A 20221-nucleotide genomic window follows, 5' to 3' on the forward strand; every position below is an offset into this window, starting at 1 on the left:
TTAAGAAACTCTCACGCTTTTTCACCTATAAATTGGAGCATAAAGTGTCTCACCTGTTGCCATATAGAATTCATTATAGGTCTGCACCATCATAGAGAGTGTATATTTCTCTCTCACATATTTCTTGCCGTTTTCACCCACGCTTCTACGTAAATCTTCTGAGAGGCAGAGAATTCGAAGCAGTGAGGCGAGTACTGGGACATCACTTGCGATATACCCACCACCATCAGTGATATGCTCTATAAGACCGCCGCCGTCTCGCATAACTATTGCAGGAATCCCCAGCCCCATAGCCTCTACAACGGAGTTTCCAAAGGATTCGGCGGCATTCGACGGCAAAACAAAGATGTCCAGAACTTGGAGATAATCCCCCATATGCTCTTTTGTCCCAGTAAAAATAATGAGTTTTTCGATTGCAAGATCGCGGGTCATTTTTTCAAGAGAGCTTCGAGCCGGACCGTCACCTATAATATAACAGCGAACAGGCAGATCCCTGATCTGTGAAATTGCCTTGATAAGATAGTCTATACGTTTCAGTTCCCTTAAATTCGCGCTTGTCCCAATCCGGATGACCCCGTTGTCTGGGTCTTTAAGCTCGGTCAATATATCCTGTCTTGTCCGCTTTGGCTTAAGCAAGGAAAAGTCTATTCCGTTATAGGTTGTAAGTCTTTTTTCTCCAGGAATATTGAAAAAGTCATATGCAACAGAAGCCGCATGATCAGTATTGCCCGATATTCCGGCAAAATAGTTTCGCAAATAAAACCCGGCTATCTTGTACATGAGCAGGCGCTTCAGGCCGAACTTGTGACTCCCCCCCCTGTGTGTGTAGAAAAGTCTCTTTTTCTTTGACGACGCAAGATGCATCAGAAGCGGAGATGCGGCATGAAAGTGCAGAATGTCATAATCCTCGATGACCTCAAGAAACCTCCGCTTCACTGAGAAATCCGTCGCGCTCTTCTGGCCGAGCGCAAAAACTCTCGCCCCAGTCTGACCTGTAACATCTCCATAAAAGGACGCGTCCCTCGCAATAAGCAGATCGGACTCAAGTCCGTTTTCACGCTGGGCCCTGATAAGCTGATAAAGCGCTCTTTCCGCCCCGCCAATGGCCATGGTCCAAGTAATATGAAGGATTCTTTGTTTCACTTGCAGATCGACATTAATGCAGTCCGGGAGCTTTGCTGAATGGCCTTCATGCCTTGAGTATATGCCCGAATAACAAGGGGGTCTGCAGTGCCCTTTCATGGGTCTCGCTGATTATGCCTGTTATCCTTTCTGATTCCCTCTGATAGTTTTGCTCTATCCTTTGGAGTCTTTCTCTGAGGTTTGTCGTCGTAATTTCCCCGGATGCCATTACAAATTCCTGCATGTTCAGCATCCGAAAAATTCCCTTTGTCTTGAATCCCCAGTAAGAAACGGCCATGGCAGGGGTGCCTGCCACCAGTGAAAAAATAGCCGCATGCAGGCGCACCGTGACCATGTACCTGCCACCGCCATAAATATTTAATAACTCATCGGGGCTTAAAGGTCTGTCGATAAGCTGGAACTTCTCAGGATTATCCTTCCGCATGAAATCGTATAATTCCCTGCTTATGTCCGAATCGGATTCAAAACCTCTATAACCTTCAAAATGACTGCACTGGGTAACTATGACACATTTTTCTATGAGGTCGTTTCCGAGCATAAAATCTGCAGTGTCCTTCAACAGCGGAAACATATCTGAAATACTCTCTTCTTTGTTCATTAACTCCCTGACAACTAGAACAAGGTATTTCTTGAATGGCAGATTGTAGGATGAACAAGCAGCCTTCACTTGTTCTTCGCGCGGAGAATCGAGGCCAAAGACGCTGTCAGGCACCAACCTGATCTTGTTGGGATTAATGCCAAGACCTTTGATATAAGATTCTGAAAGCTCCTCTCTGGGCAGCACCATCTCGCTTCGGTTGAATACAAAATTTACCAGACATCTGTTGACAGGATTATGCAAAGGACCAAAGCTTTGGGCGTAGATCACATAAGGCTTTCGCAGCCGCCAGGCCATAAGAAGCGGAAAACAGAGCCAGTATATGGAGACCATGCTCTGTAGTAATTTGCCTTTTTTATCGTATAAGATATTTGTCCCCCTGCTTATGACGATTGCGCTCTCCTTTATTTCCTTCAGAGTCCTATTATTGATTGAAGAAGGAAAAATTACATGAAAAATGCTTAGTATTGTCCTGACCACCCATAATAGGGACTTTGCCCTCCTAAGATATGGGTTCCTGGTGTCGTAATTATCAGCCCGCGCAGGCAGAGGAAAAGGGAGTATTTCGACATCGGGGTATTTCGCCCTTATAAACGGATATGCCTTCTCAATTATGTCCTCCCTGGCATGGGATGAGACATAATTGATTTTATATCCTGGGAAATGCTTCCTGAGCACCTTTATCAGGCTGATTCCCAATGCGCTCCCTCCAGAATTTGTGTCAGGCAGCCCATGGACAATTGTTATCTTATTAGAGGGCATCTTTTTTCCGCGCAACAAAAAGAATATTCTTAGGGCCGAAGATGTCAAAGGACTTTCCCAAAAACTTTATAGCGGCCTCGTCAAGTCGTATGACCATCTCTGTTATAGGTTTGATGTTTATCCCTAAGCTGTTTACGAGTAGCATTACAAGCGCATCTCTTACTATTGAATATTCATAGTGTATGTTTTTAAATTCAACGCTCCCCTTTAGGATTCTAAACAGGTTATCACAGTCAATGTATTCCTCGCTACCATGTTCTCTTGCAGATTTCATGAATAATATTTTTAGCGCCTTTACAATAAAAGAGTTCTTCATGCTTTCGGGGGTCTTGATCTTTTCGTTGAAACCGAGCCAGCCGCCTCCAGCTACCTTGCTGAGCAGATAGAGGAGAGACTCCTCATGCCGAGGAAGATGGTGAAGCACTCCAAAGCCAAGCATTGCGTCGAAAAAGCCATTTCTGAAAGGCAGACTGCCAGCATCGCACAGAATAAAGTGTCCTTTGATTCGCCTCTTCGCTATCCGAAGGGCATTAAACGACAAATCCGTGCCGAAGTAGATTTTATTCTTGATGAAATCCTGATAGGCAGACATGACGCCTGCTGTTCCACAGCCGACTTCGATTACATTTGTTATGGGGCCCTGGGAGTCCAGCACTGAAAGGATATGCCTTTTTCTGGGCAGAAGTCTGTTATAGGTAGAGCGTATTTCACCCGGAGTTTCAGCTGAGTCAAGTTTCTTTTCATAATAGTCTTCCCAGTAATTCATCTCGTCGTATGCCCAACCCTTTTGAGCGGTTTGCTGCCATCTCATAAGCATATTGATATTGTCGTCGAATGTAGACCCGTCGATCTCGCTGATTGAATTTCTGAGGGCTTCCAATATTTCTATATCCCTGTGCAAATCAACGTTTCCTTCAGTTACGAAACGGGGGATTCCTTCGATGACTGTCCATATTCTCTTGCAATATCTACAAAACAAAATGCCCTCGTCATTGTCAGAATCAGCCATGTCTGTTCTTTCGATAAATGACTCCAGTTTAGTCCCTTCATATGGACAAACGAGCACCTGATAAAGATCTGCAGAATCAGTCATGGATATCACTATGAGTATATGAACCTGAAGAAACCAAGGAGTTTATTCTCCCCAGCAAGTGCCATAAAAAACCTGCGCTCCTCGCTGTCGTGTGGAAGAATAAAACGAAAATGGACGACAAACAGCATGATAAACAGCACCCCCATGATAACCACATTCATCAACGGTCCTTCGATATGCAGAAAAGTCATTATCAGCAGCGAGCAGATGGTCCAGTATGCGATTGTGTTGAGCAGGAGCATCCCCACGCGCCGGAGCGGAATAGAATCCCGCACAAACCATCCGATAAAGAGGTTCCGAAAAAGCCCTGCCGTACCTGTTGCTATGACCACGCCCATAATGCCCCAGAGCTTGATAAATAGTATATCTGCAGCCAGATTATATAGGCCAAAAATCTTGCTGAACAATATTATGTCAACTTTCTCATCAAGCTGTGATGAAAGTGCAAGAGGAAACGAGACGGCGTTTATGGCTGCAAAACCCAATACGACTAAGAACAGACGGCTATGCTCGCCGTACTTGCCGAATACCTGGGTGATAAAATCTTCGCCAGCCATGACAAAGAAAAAGAAGACGGGCACGTAAAATATATACGTGTACTTCATCAGAAAGTGCATCATCGTCTTGACCTTCTCTTTCTCTGCGGTAACTCCAAGCGAGAAAAAGAGTGGACGGATAACCTCGGACAGGTATCCCGTGACATTGAACCTTCCGATCATTTTCGATATCCTGTCGCAAAATGCATAAATCCCGACAGCGACTGGATCAAGGAAAAGGGCTATAATGAAATTGTCAACGCCAGTGTCTATGAACTGTATCCCTATATCATTGAAGTTGTTGTATAGTCCATACCTTACGATCCGTTTCTTTTCATTAGCAGAAAAATTACTTATTCCTCCTTCCCTGGGGATAAACCGATGGTAAACATACAAATTAGCCGCGAGCAAAACGATGAGGGCGATAAGGTCAACCGCAATGATCCAGAGAAGAGACGCCCCGTAGTAATAGGAAAGAAGGTAAGCAATAGACTTCAGAAAGACAAAACCAGCGTATGCTCCCTGAGTATACTTATGCAGGAAATAGGAATCAAGGACTATCTTTGCAAACAGCCACTGCTGATAGGTAATAATTACGCCTGCAAACAGAATAAAATACGTTTTATATTCGGATAACTTTAGATACGGAGAAAGCGATTCCCAGAACAGTAATATAATAAGAAGGATCACAGCGCTGATCAGGAGCCTTATTATTGAGGATCTCACATAAAGTCTGTGGGCGAGTGTAAATTCTTTGTTCCTGAAATATTCTGGAATATACCTGTTCAGGATATTATTTAGACCCAACGATGCTATTATGGCCATGACGCCGATAAGAGAGTAAAGAAGGTTATAAATGCCATAATCGTTCTTTGAAAGAAGCTTGATCAGTATAATTGTCGATAAAAAAGCAAAAGCCTGAGATGCAACCTTGAAGAGCACAGTGTAGAATATCGAGACAGACCCTTTTTTCAGCAGGTCCCTGTTATCGTTTGCTGTCATATGGTTGCAGGCTTCGAGAGATTGTCTATTCTTCTTTTACGTCCGTACAATAAAACCGAACTGACCTTCCATGGCAGTTTGAGATGAAGTATTTTATATTCACCGATCTTTTTACGCTGTCATTTTTCACCAAAAACTGATGAATCTGAGTGGTGCCGTTTACCATGACCGGGAATAATGAAGAGTCCTGCGTCCACTTTTCGGCTTCCCAATCGTAGAACAGGCGGTTTGAACTGTCGTATATCTGAAGGTCAACCTTGCAACTGCCATGGGCCTCAAGCAGTGTCTGAACATACACAACAGACTCGGCACGCAGTGCATTGCCTGAATTAATGCTGATGGAATAAAGCGTATCCGACTCAGTAGCCAGTTCATGGTATCCGGAGTCCTTCCCGCAAAAATCAGAAACAAGAGACGATCTCCCGCCGGATTTTGCCGCCTTCCACGCCTCTTTCGGTCCGCTCACGTGCCAACTGGTCATCATCTTTTTCTGTGGCTCGATAGTTGATTTCAAATCCCTGTTGTCCAGGATGCTTAATTCGGATGGAGCCTTCCCCAGCATCCCGATATAATTTCTTCCGTCGAGGTCTTTAAACCTCATCCTGTTTTTAGTCAGAGGTCCGACAATAATTGTATTTCCGTAATTACCCCTTTGGATCTCGACATCCCCTGCGGCTGACTGGGCAAATATGATATTGCCGGTCGATATCCTGCCGGATTCAGGGTCACGGCTGATTTTCAGAAAAGTACTTGTGCTGTATCCTGCGTGGACTTCGACCCCTGAGATCCCCCTCAATTCTATGCCAACAGGAGTTTTTTCAAAATAACCTCCTGTCACAACAGTGCTTGGCGCCATATAACGCACATTATCCGAGGCTGCCGCTCCTTTCGATTTAATCAGGAGGCCTCCCGTGTCATTGTGTTCGCAAGAAACGGAATCAAAAGTAACGCTTATGTTGTTTTCGCTGATAATGCCCCACTTTTTATTGAACTCAGCCTCTACCTGCATCACTCGAACCTGCTGTGTTGCAGCGATTTTAAGCCCACTGCCAGCGGAGTTGGCCACATAGACGTCTTTGATGTGAATATTGTAACCATTAATCTCAACCAAAGTTTCGGTGCCTGGATTGCCTTTTGCATTGCCTTCAAAACCAATGTCGGAAATGGAGGCATTGAACCAGTGGTTCGCCTTTATATGAAACAGGTGAGAATTCTGGCTGTCGGCAAGTTTCAGAACGGATTTGCGGGGCCCGGCTCCTGAGATATTTACGAACTTGGGCGGCAGAAACCCTTCGACCGTCGATCCGATCTTATTTACGTAATAAACGCCAGGCGGGAAATAAAGGCTGCTTCCGTTTTGCGCGCCCTTTATATTCGCAGCTGCATTCCATGCCTTCATGATAGCCGCTGTGTTCTGAGCAGCTTTGGAGGGATCGCCATCGGCTGATGCGCCATAGTCAAGCACATTAATGATTCCCTGACCGCCCTCTGATGCGAATAGCAGGTGCGGCGTGGAAGCCAAAATGACAAGCAGAAGTAATATATTCTTCACAGATTGCAATCGAGCCGGGAGCAGGATGGAATCATAATAGTTCATTTACTGCTAAAGGAGTCTTGATTTCGTATCATCTTTCATCACACTCGCGTAAAAAGGGAAGATAGGGGACCTGAATATCAGGCCCCCTGTGTATTACATCACTTACGGCGTTTTAAACTGTTGAGCGCCCGCCCAGGCGCCTGAACCTGCTGCATTACTGCCGCGAAGATTCCAGAAATAAGTGGTATTGCCTGTCAAGGTCGGCATTGGCGGTGTATTGACTGTGCAGGTATCCACTGCCGTTGTTCCTGTGCAGATGGCTGCAGCATTAAACGTCCGATCGCCGCCAGGCACTACGCCAGCACCCTGCCGCGTAAGATAGACCCGATACTGAGTTGCACCTGCAGATGCTCCTATTGTCCAGGTATAAGACGGCGTCGTGGAGCCTACGATTATCCCACCAATAGGCGATGTGGGGGTAGGCACCCCAGGCACAGTCGCTGTTGTTACGGTGAACAATCTGGAGCCTGCCCATGCTCCTGCACCAGCAGCATTAATACCTCTCACGTTCCAACTGTAAGTCGTATTATTAGTCAAGGTTGGCATTGGCGGTGTGTTCACTGTGCAAGTATCCCCTGCCGTTATTCCTGTGCAGATGGCAGCCGCGTTAAAAGTCAGGTCACCGCCAGGAATGATGCCTCCTCCTGACTGTGTAAGATAGATCCGATACTGGGTTGCCCCTGCAGATGCACCTATCGTCCAGGTATAAGACGGGGTAGTAGAAGCGATCACTGCCCCTGACGCAGGTGAAGTCAGTGTCGGAACACCAGGAACTGTCGCTGTTGTTACGGTGAACTGTATGGAAGGCACCACCCAAGCACCTGCACCAGCCACAGTAATGCCTCGCACGGTCCAATCGTAATTAATACCATCCGACAATGTCGGCATTGGCGGTGCGTTCACTGTGCAGGTATCATCTGCCGTTGTCCCCGTACAGATAGCTGCAGCATTAAACGTCATGTCGCCACCAGGAACACCCCCTACTCCCGACTGTGCCAGATAAATACGATATTGCGTCGCCCCTACGGATGGCCCTACTTTCCATGTATAAGACGGAGTTGTAGTGGCAATGGTCGACCATGATGCAGGTATCATCAGTATCGGCACATCTGGTATAGTCGATGTTGTCATAATAAACTGCCACTGGGCCGTCCACTCTCCAGAACCAGCATCATTAATACCACGCACCTGCCAGAAGTATGTGGTATCATTTGTCAACGTCGGCATCGGCGGTGTATTGACTGTGCAGGTATCCCCTGCTGCTGTCCCTGTACAGATATCAGTAGCATTAAAGGTGAGATCGCCGCCAGGAACTCCTCCCATACCCTGCTCTGTCAGATAGATTCTGTACTGAGCGGCTAATCCAGATGCACCCACTGTCCATGTATAGGATGGTGTCGTAGTGGCGACAAGTGCTCCAGATGCAGGTGACGTGAGTGTCGGCACGCCAGGAACCGTCACCACCTTAAACTTTCGAGGGCCTGCCCACTCACCAGCACCAGCGGCATTTATGCCACGCACTCTGAAGAAATAAATGTATGAGGGATTCAATGTTAATGTTGGCAACGGCGGCGTGTTGACTGTGCAGGTATCCACTGCTGTGGTCCCTGTGCAGATATCGGCAGCATTAAACGTGAGATCTCCGCCAGGAAGAACCCCAGCCTCCTTTCTAGCCAAATAGACCCGGTATTGCGTCGCACCCGCTGATGCCCCCACCGTCCATGTATAGGTCGGGGTTGTTGAAGCGAGGACTTCCCCTTCTGCAGGCGATGTAATTGTCGGCACGCCAGGAACCGTTGATGTTGTCACTATAAACTGCCGCTGGGCTGTCCATGCACCAGCACCGGCGGCATTTATGCCACGCACTTGCCAGAAGTATGTGGTATTGTTTGTCAACGTAGGCATTGGCGGTGTATTGACGGTGCAGGTATCCCCTGCTGTTGTTCCTGTGCAGATCGCAGCTGCGTTAAATGTCTGGTCACCACCGGGAACACCTCCCGCACTCTGCCGAGCCAAATAGATCCGATACTGGGTCGCACCTGCTGATGCTCCCACTGTCCATGTATAGGACGGGGTCGTAGTGGCGACAAGTGCTCCAGATGCAGGTGACGCCAGTGTCGGCACACCGGGCGGTACTGCCACCACCTTCTCATACGCGCCGATGTCGCAGTTTACGCCTTGGGGACGTGCAGTGCCGCGCTGGTCTGTCGCGGCACAGGTTGAGTTCTGACCAGCATCTATTGCAGGACTGCCGACCTCAAGCGCCATGGTCTGTGTAGGCCCACCATTATTTGCAAGAACACCGAGAACTGGATCGCCGTTATAGGCAGACGAGCATGAACCATCCTCAACAAGGTTATTGCTCTGCGCTGATATGGTTCCGGTATTTGCACAGTCGCCACCAGAATTACTATTCGCAATAACCGAATTATAGACAGACATTGAACCCGCATTGTAAATACCTCCTCCGGTCGTTGCCGAGTTGTTTGAAAAAGTGCTGTTATATACGATAAGAGTTCCTGATTCGCTATTATATATTGCTCCACCGGTTCCTGAAGAGTTTCCATGAAATGTGCTGTTCACAATCGATACCGATCCGTCGTTGTCAACTGCTCCGCCAGTAAGGACACCATTGTTGTTTCCGGTGAAGGTGCAGCCGTCGATGATTAGTGAGTTTCCGGGGCCGACATAGATACCGCCGACACCATCCTGTAAGGTCAAATCCACAAGAGATAGCGCAGATGTTCCATCCCCATTGTAGAAGATATCAAAAAAACTATTGCCATTAATTATGATCGGAGTTGCCGGGCCGGTGATAGTCAGTGTCCCGCTAATTGGAGGAAGAGCCGAAGTAACTGTGATTGTACCACTTAAACCCGACTCAAATATTATGTCATTTGTACCGCCCAGACTGTTTGCAGCGTTGATCGCCTCACGCAGAGAGCAGCCAAGCGGGATCCCTCCGGTGCCAGCACAGCAGGCAAAATTATTTACGTCATCAGTCCTTGTCACGGTGAATGTCGGACCGGTTTGATACGCGTCTCCAGCAGCAGCGCATGGGTCGGTGGCCTCTGCAGGAGCGCCGATCAGGCCAACCGTAAATGAGAGAAAAACAGCAACTAAAATAACAAGCGCGCTTCTTTTCATAATATTTCCCTCCTACATAAATTATCCCAATGATAGAGGCAGAATTAACAAAGCAATATAGCTAATTCTAACATTTTGAAGGCTAAACGTCATAATATTATTAAAAGTATCGGCTTTATAAACAGAAATCGTTAATTAGAGACTGTTGCAAAAAGTCTGCGAAACTATAATTATCATGGAAAATGAGGCACTATAGGCGTCTGCCTAACTGAGTTTGTATCCCCCTGATTTTCGGGCAATATGACAAGGATCTTTTTCATTTAAGCGAATATAAGCTAACAGCCTGAACAGCTAACAAGCTATTCGTTGACAGCACTTTTCTCTTTCGACCGAAGGTCTGCATGCTCGCTTCTGAGAGATTCTATCTCGGTGCCGAGTCTTTCATATTCTTCGGTCTTTCGGCGAATAAAGGCCTGGGTCTGTCTGAACTTCTCTGCTACACCGTGAGGAGTAAGTATGTACATATAAGCCATCTTGTTCTTCGAGTTCTTGAAGCGTTCTGCCTTGATATACCCCTTTTCGAGCAGTTCATTGACAATATAGTTTACCTTGCCGAGGCTAATCCCCATTTTGCGGGAGAGGTCACGCTGGGACAGAGTGCCGTCGCTGGTCAGCATGCGGAGGGTATTAAATTGTAGTTCGTTCATATGCACTATGAAAAGTGGCGGGCTACCGCCGCTCTTCTGCAATTGAAGCAGCAGTGAAAGGGGAGAGTATTTTATTAATTGACAATGCGTTCACGCGTTGAACGATTTAATTATATATTTATTCCCCTAATAAATACAAGGACTTAGCGATAGTCTGGCAAGCCTGAAAAAGTTTCTAACGCATGCGACATTCCTCCGCAGGAACTTATCAAAAATTTCCCCCAGTTCTTGAGAGACCGTAAATCTTGAACGAGTAAAGGTAATCGGTGAAAGTCAATAGAAAATCTTCTACCCCGGAGATGCAAAAATTCGGACGGTGCTGTTACGTCCGAATCATTCGTCCCGTTCCTGTTACAATATCCGTATGAAGCTCACGACTGAAGAGAACCTTGTGCTCATTCTTTCCCAGCCCACTCCTTCTGGCCAAGTCATGCAGAAAGTTCAGGCGCTTCTGTTCGACAGATCAACACCGATTGATTACGACTGGCTGCTTCAGTTGGCAAACCTGAACCAGGTAACACCACTGCTTTATAAAAATCTTTCAGATCTTCAGATCTTTCCTCCGGAGTTCATGCAGCGTCTGTTGACGCACTACATAGCGACCATTCAACGTAATGCAGATCATCTCGATGAGACCTTATATATTGTCGATATCTTACGCAGGGCCGGAATCCGCTCCATCCCCCTGAAGGGCTCTTTTGCTGCTGAGACGTTGTTCGGAGATATTGGCCTGTACCCCACCTCTGATATAGATCTGCTCATTCCGCTGGATGATCTAAATCAGGCGCGAGCGAGTCTTATTGCAGCCGAATATGATCTCAGCGGAGAGCTCAGTGAGCAGGATCAACTGGCGGGTTCCTACCATCTTCGCTTCCGAAAGAAAAACACTGTGCTCGAACTGCATTGGAACCTGGTGAGAAGATATTTCCAAGCATCTTCTGCTTACTGGCGGAAGGATACCGGAGAGACGGCATTGAGAGGAAGGACTGTCGCCCGTCTTTCAAATGAGAATTATCTTCTTTATCTAATCTTCAGGCTTTTCTGCAAGGCCTTTATGCCGCTTCATCATTTTGTGCTTATGCCGGCACTTCTGAGTCAGGATTTTGATTGGCAGAAGTTCATGGCTTCTGCAAGGAAGCTACGGATGAGGAGGCTGGCTATGTTTACGCTGAAGCTCATGCATGATTCATTTGGCTTAAATATTCCGGATGTGATAACCAAAACAAATATGCTCGGCTATGACTTGCTTAAACGGTTTGTCATCCGGAGCCTATTTAGGCAGGATATTTATCCCCATCTCAGGATGTCCCTGTTTCTTCTCCTGCTTGACTCCCCCGCTGATATTTTCAAGGCGCTTTTTGAAAGAATATTTCCGGCTCCGGCTGAGATTCGCCTGCGTTACAATATCCCCGGGAGCTCTCTAAAGACTCTCTTCTATTACATCCTGAATCCTTTCATTATGATCTTAAAAAAGACGAAGAGATTTTAAAGCGTGAATCGTGATGAGTAAACGGCTAAAGGACAAGGAGCTGTTAGCAATGATATGCCGTATGCGTAATACATAAACTGTTAAAATCTAAACGGATGGCGGAGAGCGGCCGTAATTCGTGAGACGTGAATAGTTGACAAGCTGGCAATCTGGAACGGCAGGGAGGCGCCCGCCACACTCTGGTCCGCAGAGGCGGATGAGCCATAAAGTGTAAGAGAGCGAAGAATAAGAGGCCCCAAAAGCAGAGATGTGAGATACTAACATTACGAAATTCCTTCTGGAGGTATCTTATGAGATTCAAGGTCTTACCCATGACGCCGAGTATGACGGCTATGTTGTGGATATTCCTGAACTCATTGGCTGCATGAGCCAGGGCAAAACTATGGTTGAGGCACTCCAAAACATAAGAGACGCAATAAAGGGATGGCTGTTTGTCGAGGAAAAACACGGAAGGCTGATCCGTCAAGAAGAACAAGAAGTTTTTCTGGGAGAGGTCTCTGTTTAGGTGGGGATACGCTCCAATCTTTCCGGAAAGGATACCGTCAGGATCTTTGAGCAGTTTGGTTACAAAAAATTAGCCCCTGGATTACTGCGCGGGCTGATAAGAAAAAGCGACGTATCTCTGGACGACTTCCTTAAAGCTAAACAATATTTTCCCCGCAGCTCCTCTATGACCTTCCCTTATTATCTCCTCAACCCGCAGCTCATGCGCTCCCCGATATCTTTGCGCACGGAAGGTGCATGGACTATAATGATAGGCATGGAAAGAGATTCTCGTAGCAACAACGCCATTTATATTTTCCTGACGGGGGCATTGCATGGATCTTCTGAATAAAATCAAAAATAACAAGGCGAAGGTCGGCATTATCGGACTGGGCTATGTCGGCCTGCCTCTGGTAATCGAGTTCTGCAAGGCAGGGTTTGCAGTGACCGGCTTTGATACAGACCCCAAAAAAATAATGTTATTGAAGCAGGGGAAGAGTTATATAAAACATATAGCCGCTGATGCCCTTGCTTTATGCTCCAGGCTTTTCGCCCCGACAACTGATTTTTCACGCCTGTCGGCAATGGACTGCATTATCATCTGCGTTCCTACACCGCTCAGCAAGAACCGCGAGCCTGACATGAGCCATGTCTTTAACACCGGAAGAACAATAGCCCGGCATCTCAGAAAGGGTCAGCTTGTGGTCCTTGAATCGACCACCTATCCCGGCACAACGGATCAGGATCTGAAACGCATCCTTGAAGAAAATGGTCTGAAGGCCGGAAAGGATTTCTACCTCGCCTTTTCCCCGGAGCGTGAAGACCCCAACAACAGAGACTTTTCGACTTCAACCATCCCAAAGGTAGTAGGCGGATATACGGCGCAATGCCTCAGGGCGGCAAAGGCTCTGTATGACAGGGTCGTAACAAAAACAGTACCGGTTTCATCGCCAAAGGTTGCGGAAGCGGCGAAGCTTCTCGAAAATATCTATCGCTCGGTCAATATTGCGCTGGTAAATGAGATGAAGATGCTCTTTGACAAGATGGATATCGACATCTGGGAGGTTATTGAGGCGGCAAAAACAAAACCGTTCGGGTTCCAGGCCTTCTACCCCGGCCCCGGCCTCGGCGGCCACTGCATCCCGATCGATCCCTTTTATCTGACCTGGAAGGCGCGGGAATATGACTTTTCAACCCGCTTTATCGAGCTGGCAGGCGAGATCAACACCAGTATGCCCTCTTATGTGATAGAGAAGACCATTGAGGCGCTGAACAAAAAAGGCAGGAGTCTTAACAAGGCAAAAATATTGGTCCTCGGGGTTGCTTACAAGAAGGACATAGACGATCAGAGGGAGTCGCCTTCCCTGCGCATCATGCAGCTGCTGAAGGAAAAGGGCGCCACAGTCGGATATAACGATCCGCTGGTCCCCCTATGCAGAGGACACCGGCATTATCCTGATATTGATATGCGGTCCAGGAAGCTGACGGCTGCAGAGCTGAAAAAGGCGGATATAGTCCTGCTCCTGACCGACCACTCTGCCTATGATTATCATTTCATCGCCCGGCATGCCGCCTGCATTATTGATACGCGAAACGCTTTCCATAAATCAGGGATAAAAAACAGGAAGATCATAAAGGCGTGAAGGATGACGATTCAAGTCAGCTCAAAGTACAATATCTGTGAGTATCGATATACAGGTCATTACCGCAGCCTTAAAGGGAGTCCGATGAAACTAACAGGTATCACAGGGCAGGATGGCGCATACCTGGCAGAACTGCTCCTGAATAAAGGATACATGGTCCACGGCATCAAGCGCCGGGCATCGCTGTTCAATACCCAGAGGATCGACCACCTCTATCAGGACCCTCATGAAAAAATGCCAAGGTTCAAGCCCCACTACAGCGATCTTACTGATTCGACCAACCTCATCCGCATCATTCAGGAGACCCAGCCGAACGAGATTTACAACATAATAATGCGGGAGGGAAAATGACAAATATCGTTGCAGGTCTAATGTCATTTTTTGTTCCTTTCAGCATAACGCTCTTCATCCTTCCGAGGCTCGCCAGTATTGCCTCTGAACTGGGACTCGTTGACCATCCGAACCGTCGTAAGGTGCATAACCTCCCTAAACCGCTGGTTGGAGGCCTCGGAATGTCTCTTGGTGTTGCATTCGCCTGCCTTCTCTTTCTGCCACTTACGAACATGCGGGGATATTATGCCGGAGCAATCTTGCTTGTCGTCATAGGCTTTTTTGATGATTTCAGGGAAATCCACCACAGAATGAAGTTTATAGCTCAGATATTATCAGCTATCCTGGTCATCTACTTCAGCAATGTCTCTCTCCATACCTTCGGAGAGCTTCTTTATCTATGGAATATCAACTTCGATGCTTTGACAGTGCCAATGACTGTAATCGGTTTTGTGGGGGTGATCAATGCGATAAACATGGTTGACGGTGTTGACGGTCTTGCAGGCGGCATATCACTCATATCCTTCATCTCGTTCGCTTATCTTGCCTATCTTGATAATCATCGGGATACAATGATGCTCAGCATAGCGCTTTCGGGGGCTCTCATCGCCTTCATGAGATACAATTGGCATCCCTCCCGACTTTTCATGGGAGATGCAGGGAGCCTCTTTTTAGGTTTTTCGGCAGCTTTTGTTTCCATCGTCCTGACCCAGGAGCCGAACAGCGTAGCCCGTCCTGTTGCCCCTTTGATAAGCCTTACGGTCCCGATTGATGACACATTGACGGTCATGATCAAGCGGCTGATGAAAGGCAAGAGCCCCTTTTACCCTGACAAAAAACACTTGCATCATGTATTACTCAAGTTCGGCTTCAGCAAACTACAGACGGTCGCGATAATCCTCGGCTTGTCCGCAGTATTTTCGTCTATCGCGCTTGCAGGAACCCTGCTTGAAGTTCCTGAATACTATCTTTTCTATCTATTTCTCACCTATTTTTTTAGCTATTTCATTGCATCCTTCTTCATCAGGAACATACTGTTGAAGCGGAAAAGAAATTCCCGGCTTCGCGCAAAGATTATGCTGAAGTAGCTGTTTCCGGTTACTGGAGCAATATCAGGAGAAACATGGAAGCTCTTAAGGAGGCGGGCTTACTTTACACTTACAAAAAAGTGGAACTTCCGGTAGGAAAGGATTACGCCGTCAGTAACGATCTCTTCAACCCTGATGCCAGGTGAAAGCTCCTGCCCTTCTCTCATCATGCGTTCATTGATCCTGGCCATCCTTCCTGAGGGCTTTTCCGAATAGAGAAAGGCCGTTATCGAAAAAACAGGAAGACCGCCTTTCACGGAAGGCGGCAGTTCTGAAAACTTGTATAACTTCTTTTCCGGCAGAGGCTCTGCTGCAACCTCAGGCTTTCCCTCAAGAATCGCTACCTCGGTTACTTTCTGTCTTTCATGGTCCGCCTTTTGCTCGCCATTTATGCGGCCGGCTGACTTCTGTTCATCTTCCTGCATCTTCTTCCTGAGCGCCAGAAGCCTCTCACGTAGCACAGAATCCTTCTCTGCAGGAGGAGGAACCGGCGTACTGCTCACCGATGCCTTCCCTGCTGCTGCGCCTGATGCTACCTCGCCTGCAGGTTCCTTCACTTCAGGCATCTTCACGTCCTGACTTGCAGACGGAGCTGCCAAAGGCTGGCTGGCAGGGGCCGCCGGCATAACAGAATCAGCCGATTTCTTCGGCAGGAACCACCAGAACAGGAGCGCGGCATTCAGGACAAAAACGGCGATCAGAATATACGGCCAGACAGGTCTTCGCTGTGAATGATAGACAATAGAGTCCTGTTCACTAAGACCGGGGATCTTCCCTCTCCTGCGTTCCTTTTCAAGCTTTTTGAGTGCATCCAGTATGTAAGACATGGTCAGATCCCTTCGCCGCCCCTGCTCAGAAGGGGCTCCCCAACGCCGTACCGGGAGTTAAGATGAATGACCGTATGCACGCCGACGCGGCCATCAGGCACAAGGCCCTCCTCGAGCTGGAACTTTTTTATCTCTTTCACCATTTCTTCGTCATAGGTCTTCTTCAGTCCAAAGCGGCTTATTCCGGTCTTTTTTGCGATAAGCTGCGCTAACCACTGCAGATGGCGGCCGGTTTCGCCGGGCCGGATTTCGCCGCGCCAGGAAGGAGGCGCTTTCCAGAACAGGGTATATTCACCGAGCCATTTTTTCTCAAGCTCCTTCGGATCGACTGTCAGCTCACGGTCAGCAAGAAGAAGTGTAATGCGTTGCCCCTGGACAGCTTTGAGCAGGGCATAGAAGCTGCTTCCGTTATCATCAATAAGCTTAAGCACTGAAGGTCTGTTCAGTGCGACCAGCCTCTTCAGATCGCTTAAGCCCTTCAGGCACTGCAGTCCTTCGCTTGCCGCCTGTCTGCATACCGCGTTTATCTCAACGACCTTATAGGAGGAACCCCACTGTTTAAAGAGGCCCTGATATGTCATTGCTTCGCTTCGGTCAAGGGACTGTTCAGGGGGCCAATGAAGCGCAACGGGCAGAGGTAATGACTCTGTCTTCTTTTCCTGCACTTCCCTGAGTGGCTGAGGCGCAGGCTGAAAAAAGTCCTGCTTATAGGAAAATGCCGCAATCGCAGCCACCACGGCAAGCAAAACGATGCCGGCAGCAATCCAGCCTGCCGCCTTCAGGCGCTGCCCGCCCTCTTCTTCCCTGCCAAATACCTCCTGAGCCGCCTTCTTCAGCGTGGCCTTGTCAACCTTGTCTTTCCCCTGCACGTATGCGCCCAGTAATGACCGGTCACAGATCAGGTTTATCAGCCGGGGCACACCCCTGCTCAGCCGGTACAGCGTCGGTATGAGAGAGGACGGAAAGAGCTGCCGGTCAACGCCGCCAATGGCAAGACGATGGCTGACATAGGCATCCACGTCTTTAAGGGAAAGAGGGCCAAGGTGATACCGGGCAGTAATCCGCTGCTCGAGCTGGCTCATTTCAGGACGGCTCAGCATCTCTCTCAGTTCAGGCTGCCCCAGCAGAATGATCTGCAGCAGTTTATACTGGTTCGTCTCAAGGTTCGTAAGCAGCCGCACCTGCTCAAGCACGTCCGGGCTGAGGTTCTGTGCCTCCTCTATGATCAGTACGGTCTTATGACCCTGTGCACAGCTGGCAAGCAGAAAATCATTAATGCGGTCAATAAACATCTTGTTGCTCGCAGCACCTTCAGGATACGCTATACCCAGCTCATCACAGACCACCGCAAGCAGTTCCTCGACAGACACCCTGGGGTTGAGCACAAATGCGATATGCGTCTCAGGAAGCATCTGATCGAGAAGGCAGCGCGATACGGTAGTCTTGCCCGTACCGACATCTCCGGTCAGGAGGATAAATCCGCCGTCGCTTCCGATGCCGAAGGTAAGGTGCGCCAAAGCCTCCCGGTGCTGTTCGCTCATGAACAGATAGCGGGGGTCAGGAGCAATCGAAAAGGGAGGTTCCTTCAGTCCAAAATATTCTTGATATAAAACAGTCATACCCGATAGATCCTTGGCGCTAATGCACGCGTTCGTTTACGTTAGAGCGTACAATAAAATTCAGGAAAAAAACAAATGCCAGGGCCTCTCATGACCCTTTATCTGCTCATACGCTTTATAATAGCAAGTCATGGAAAAAATTATATATAAGACCGCAGGCACAAACCCTCCGTCGCAGGCAGCAGATATACTTGCGCTCGGAACCGGTCTGTCCAAAAGCAGGATCAAGGACGCCATGGTTAAAGGTGCTGTCTGGGTAAAACGAAAAGGCAACATGAAACGTCTCAGAAAGGCGACGACCGTGCTTTCGCCTCATGACCATATCGAGATACATTATGACGAAACGCTCCTTTCGATCAGGCCGCCGGAACCGGGACTCGTAAGCGATCAGGGATATTACAGCGTATGGTTCAAACCCTCGGGCCTTATGGCTCAGGGCACCATGTTTGGCGATCATTGTTCTCTTCTGAGACTGGCAGAACTTCACTTCCAGGTGAGGAGGCAGGCCTTTCTTGTGCACCGCCTGGACAGGGAAGCTGACGGGCTCATGATCATTGCACACAGCAAGGAATCGGCAGCACGGTTTTCCGAGCTTTTCCAGAAAAAGCTGATCACCAAGGAATACCGCGTTGAAGTCCTTGGTGATATGGGTCAGCAGGGGAAAAAAGGGACCATACGTCTGCCGCTTGACGGCAAGGAAGCGGTCACCGATTACGAGGTAATCTCCTATGACCCGCAGCAAAACAGGTCTGTTGTTTCTGCTTTTATCAGAACAGGCCGTCTGCATCAGATCCGCCGCCATTTTGAGATGATCGGCCATCCGGTAATGGGAGATCCGAAATATGGCAAAGGGAACAAAAACAGAGAAGGGATGAAGCTTACTGCGGTTTCCCTACGATTTCATTGCCCTTTCAGCAGGCAGGAAGTTACGTTTACGATCTGACAAAACCGGAAAAAAGTTCATCATCGTATCATTGCAGAACACGTGCAGTCTTTCTGCCCGATGCAGCGCAACATTACCTATCCCGTCGCCTTGCCACAAGTCACGCGTCATACCTACCATCCGCCGCCGCCACCGCCGCCGCCACCGCCGCCTGAGGAACCACCGCCGCTCCCTGAGCTTGAGCCCGGGGCTGTTGATGAGGAAGATATTGCATTGGAAAAAGAATCTCCCAAAGAGGAGGCAAACGCTGCTGAGTCACCAGAGCCCCACGAAGTGCCTGAATACCAAACGGGATGATACTGACCTGCTTCTCCGGCAGCAGAGGCTTTGTCTATGGTCCCCGAAAACTGTTCTGCCCACTGCTGCTCAACATCCAGCGCAAGGGCATACGGCAGATATTTTTCGAACAACTGAGGGGTACGGTCGGCTGGGTTTAACGTATTTAATCTGTCCTGCTGCGTTGCCGCAAGAAACCGCTTGAAACCTTCTATCTCGTCCAGCAGCTTTCTGCCTGCAAGCGTCGGCGCCTTCAGAAGATTAAAGAAGAGATAATTGACTGCCATTGCCACAAGAAGAAACAGCGGCATCACATAGGAGGTGCTCATTGCCAGCACGTACATGCCAAAACCCTCCCCACCCAGAAAAGGCAGAGAAAACAGGGTGCTGAATAGCGCACTTGCAACATATCCCAATCTGCTCCAGCCCCGGGACGAAATGACCATCTTCCATGAAGAAAATGTCTGCTTAAGCAGCATGATAACACCTACGCTCCAGCCGGTTAGCCAGACACAGATAAAGAGAAACACCGGAAGCCCGCCTTTGCTGATTGCAGAACTTATGCCGCTTATAAACAGGAAAATCGCGGTCAATACAAGTCCGATAATAAAATATTTTGTATTGGTAACAAAAAAGTTCCTCTCGCACTTCAGCTTCAGATATTCCTCAACCTCGGTAAGCGCCTCCCTGATATCTTTGTGGTTCTCCTGCTTCAGTGCAAGTTCCCGGCCTGCACGGAAGAGGCGGCGATACAGGGTGCTCTCCTCAGGAGAAAGGTCCGTTTCCGCACCTGACTTCTTTTTGACGGTATATTCTCCGTCATCATCCTGTATGGTTACCAGCCCCTTTACCGCCAGATTGATAAGTGCTGCGGTAAAGGCCTTATGGTCATATCCCATGTGTGCTATAAATCTCATCATGGCAGGAGACATCTTTGCCGGCGGATTGTAGAGGACCATAATGGTGCCTTCCTCAGGGTCCTTACCCACAATCATCCA

Annotated in this window: 16 protein-coding genes and 1 pseudogene; 7 read left to right on the forward strand and 10 right to left on the reverse strand. The window is 48.3% G+C overall.

Annotation, left to right across the window (positions count from 1 at the left end; translation table 11 throughout):
• Positions 1 to 21: 21 nt before the first annotated feature.
• The 7 genes from HZB31_09970 to HZB31_10000 all read right to left on the reverse strand — a co-directional run bounded on the left by HZB31_09970 (position 22) and on the right by HZB31_10000 (position 10525).
• The gene (locus HZB31_09970) at positions 22 to 1143 is read right to left on the reverse strand and encodes a glycosyltransferase (protein MBI5848255.1); all 1122 of its coding nucleotides are present in this window, start codon (positions 1141 to 1143) and stop codon (positions 22 to 24) included.
• Between the two features lie 46 nt (positions 1144 to 1189).
• Entirely contained in the window at positions 1190 to 2440 is a 1251-nt protein-coding gene (locus HZB31_09975; protein MBI5848256.1) for a polysaccharide pyruvyl transferase family protein, read from the reverse strand.
• Positions 2441 to 2492: 52 nt separating this feature from the next.
• Entirely contained in the window at positions 2493 to 3596 is a 1104-nt protein-coding gene (locus tag HZB31_09980) for a methyltransferase domain-containing protein (GenBank protein ID MBI5848257.1), read from the reverse strand.
• 8 nt (positions 3597 to 3604) lie between these two features.
• On the reverse strand, positions 3605 to 5134 hold the full coding sequence (locus HZB31_09985) for an oligosaccharide flippase family protein (protein ID MBI5848258.1): 1530 nt from the start codon (positions 5132 to 5134) through the stop codon (positions 3605 to 3607).
• 25 nt (positions 5135 to 5159) lie between these two features.
• Entirely contained in the window at positions 5160 to 6686 is a 1527-nt protein-coding gene (locus tag HZB31_09990; GenBank protein MBI5848259.1) for a hypothetical protein, read from the reverse strand.
• 147 nt (positions 6687 to 6833) lie between these two features.
• Positions 6834 to 9878, reverse strand: coding sequence for a right-handed parallel beta-helix repeat-containing protein (locus tag HZB31_09995; protein ID MBI5848260.1), 3045 nt, complete (start codon positions 9876 to 9878; stop codon positions 6834 to 6836).
• A gap of 299 nt (positions 9879 to 10177) precedes the next feature.
• The gene (locus HZB31_10000; GenBank protein ID MBI5848261.1) at positions 10178 to 10525 is read right to left on the reverse strand and encodes a MarR family EPS-associated transcriptional regulator; all 348 of its coding nucleotides are present in this window, start codon (positions 10523 to 10525) and stop codon (positions 10178 to 10180) included.
• A gap of 364 nt (positions 10526 to 10889) precedes the next feature.
• On the opposite strand from HZB31_10000, the gene HZB31_10005 reads away from it, so the two are divergent.
• From HZB31_10005 to HZB31_10030, 6 genes and pseudogenes are all read left to right on the forward strand, one after another.
• Positions 10890 to 12014 (forward strand): nucleotidyltransferase family protein, encoded by a 1125-nt coding sequence (locus HZB31_10005; GenBank protein ID MBI5848262.1) that lies wholly within the window; start codon positions 10890 to 10892, stop codon positions 12012 to 12014.
• A 262-nt stretch (positions 12015 to 12276) separates the two neighbouring features.
• Entirely contained in the window at positions 12277 to 12519 is a 243-nt protein-coding gene (locus tag HZB31_10010) for a type II toxin-antitoxin system HicB family antitoxin (GenBank protein ID MBI5848263.1), read from the forward strand.
• Positions 12520 to 12849 carry a hypothetical protein gene (locus HZB31_10015; GenBank protein MBI5848264.1) on the forward strand — a complete coding sequence of 110 codons (330 nt, stop codon included), beginning with the start codon at positions 12520 to 12522 and terminating at the stop codon, positions 12847 to 12849.
• Entirely contained in the window at positions 12833 to 14140 is a 1308-nt protein-coding gene (locus HZB31_10020; protein MBI5848265.1) for a nucleotide sugar dehydrogenase, read from the forward strand. Before HZB31_10015 ends, HZB31_10020 begins: the two co-directional genes overlap by 17 nt.
• Positions 14141 to 14224: 84 nt before the next feature.
• A pseudogene (locus tag HZB31_10025) lies at positions 14225 to 14470 on the forward strand (GDP-mannose 4,6-dehydratase).
• A gap of 17 nt (positions 14471 to 14487) precedes the next feature.
• Positions 14488 to 15558: an undecaprenyl/decaprenyl-phosphate alpha-N-acetylglucosaminyl 1-phosphate transferase gene (locus tag HZB31_10030; GenBank protein ID MBI5848266.1), complete on the forward strand. Its 1071-nt coding sequence runs from the start codon at positions 14488 to 14490 to the stop codon at positions 15556 to 15558.
• Between the two features lie 59 nt (positions 15559 to 15617).
• Here HZB31_10030 and HZB31_10035 read toward each other — a convergent pair whose 3' ends face one another.
• The gene (locus tag HZB31_10035) at positions 15618 to 16385 is read right to left on the reverse strand and encodes a general secretion pathway protein GspB (GenBank protein MBI5848267.1); all 768 of its coding nucleotides are present in this window, start codon (positions 16383 to 16385) and stop codon (positions 15618 to 15620) included.
• 2 nt (positions 16386 to 16387) lie between these two features.
• A complete protein-coding gene (locus HZB31_10040; protein ID MBI5848268.1) occupies positions 16388 to 18004 on the reverse strand; it encodes an AAA family ATPase in 1617 nt (538 codons plus the stop codon).
• A 130-nt stretch (positions 18005 to 18134) separates the two neighbouring features.
• On the opposite strand from HZB31_10040, the gene HZB31_10045 reads away from it, so the two are divergent.
• Positions 18135 to 18947, forward strand: coding sequence for an RluA family pseudouridine synthase (locus HZB31_10045; protein MBI5848269.1), 813 nt, complete (start codon positions 18135 to 18137; stop codon positions 18945 to 18947).
• 113 nt (positions 18948 to 19060) lie between these two features.
• Here HZB31_10045 and HZB31_10050 read toward each other — a convergent pair.
• Positions 19061 to 20221, reverse strand: a 1161-nt coding sequence (locus HZB31_10050; protein ID MBI5848270.1) for a DUF2207 domain-containing protein, incomplete at its 5' end; no start/stop codon positions are given.

Source organism: Nitrospirota bacterium (genome assembly GCA_016235245.1).
GTDB lineage: Bacteria > Nitrospirota > Thermodesulfovibrionia > Thermodesulfovibrionales > UBA6898 > UBA6898.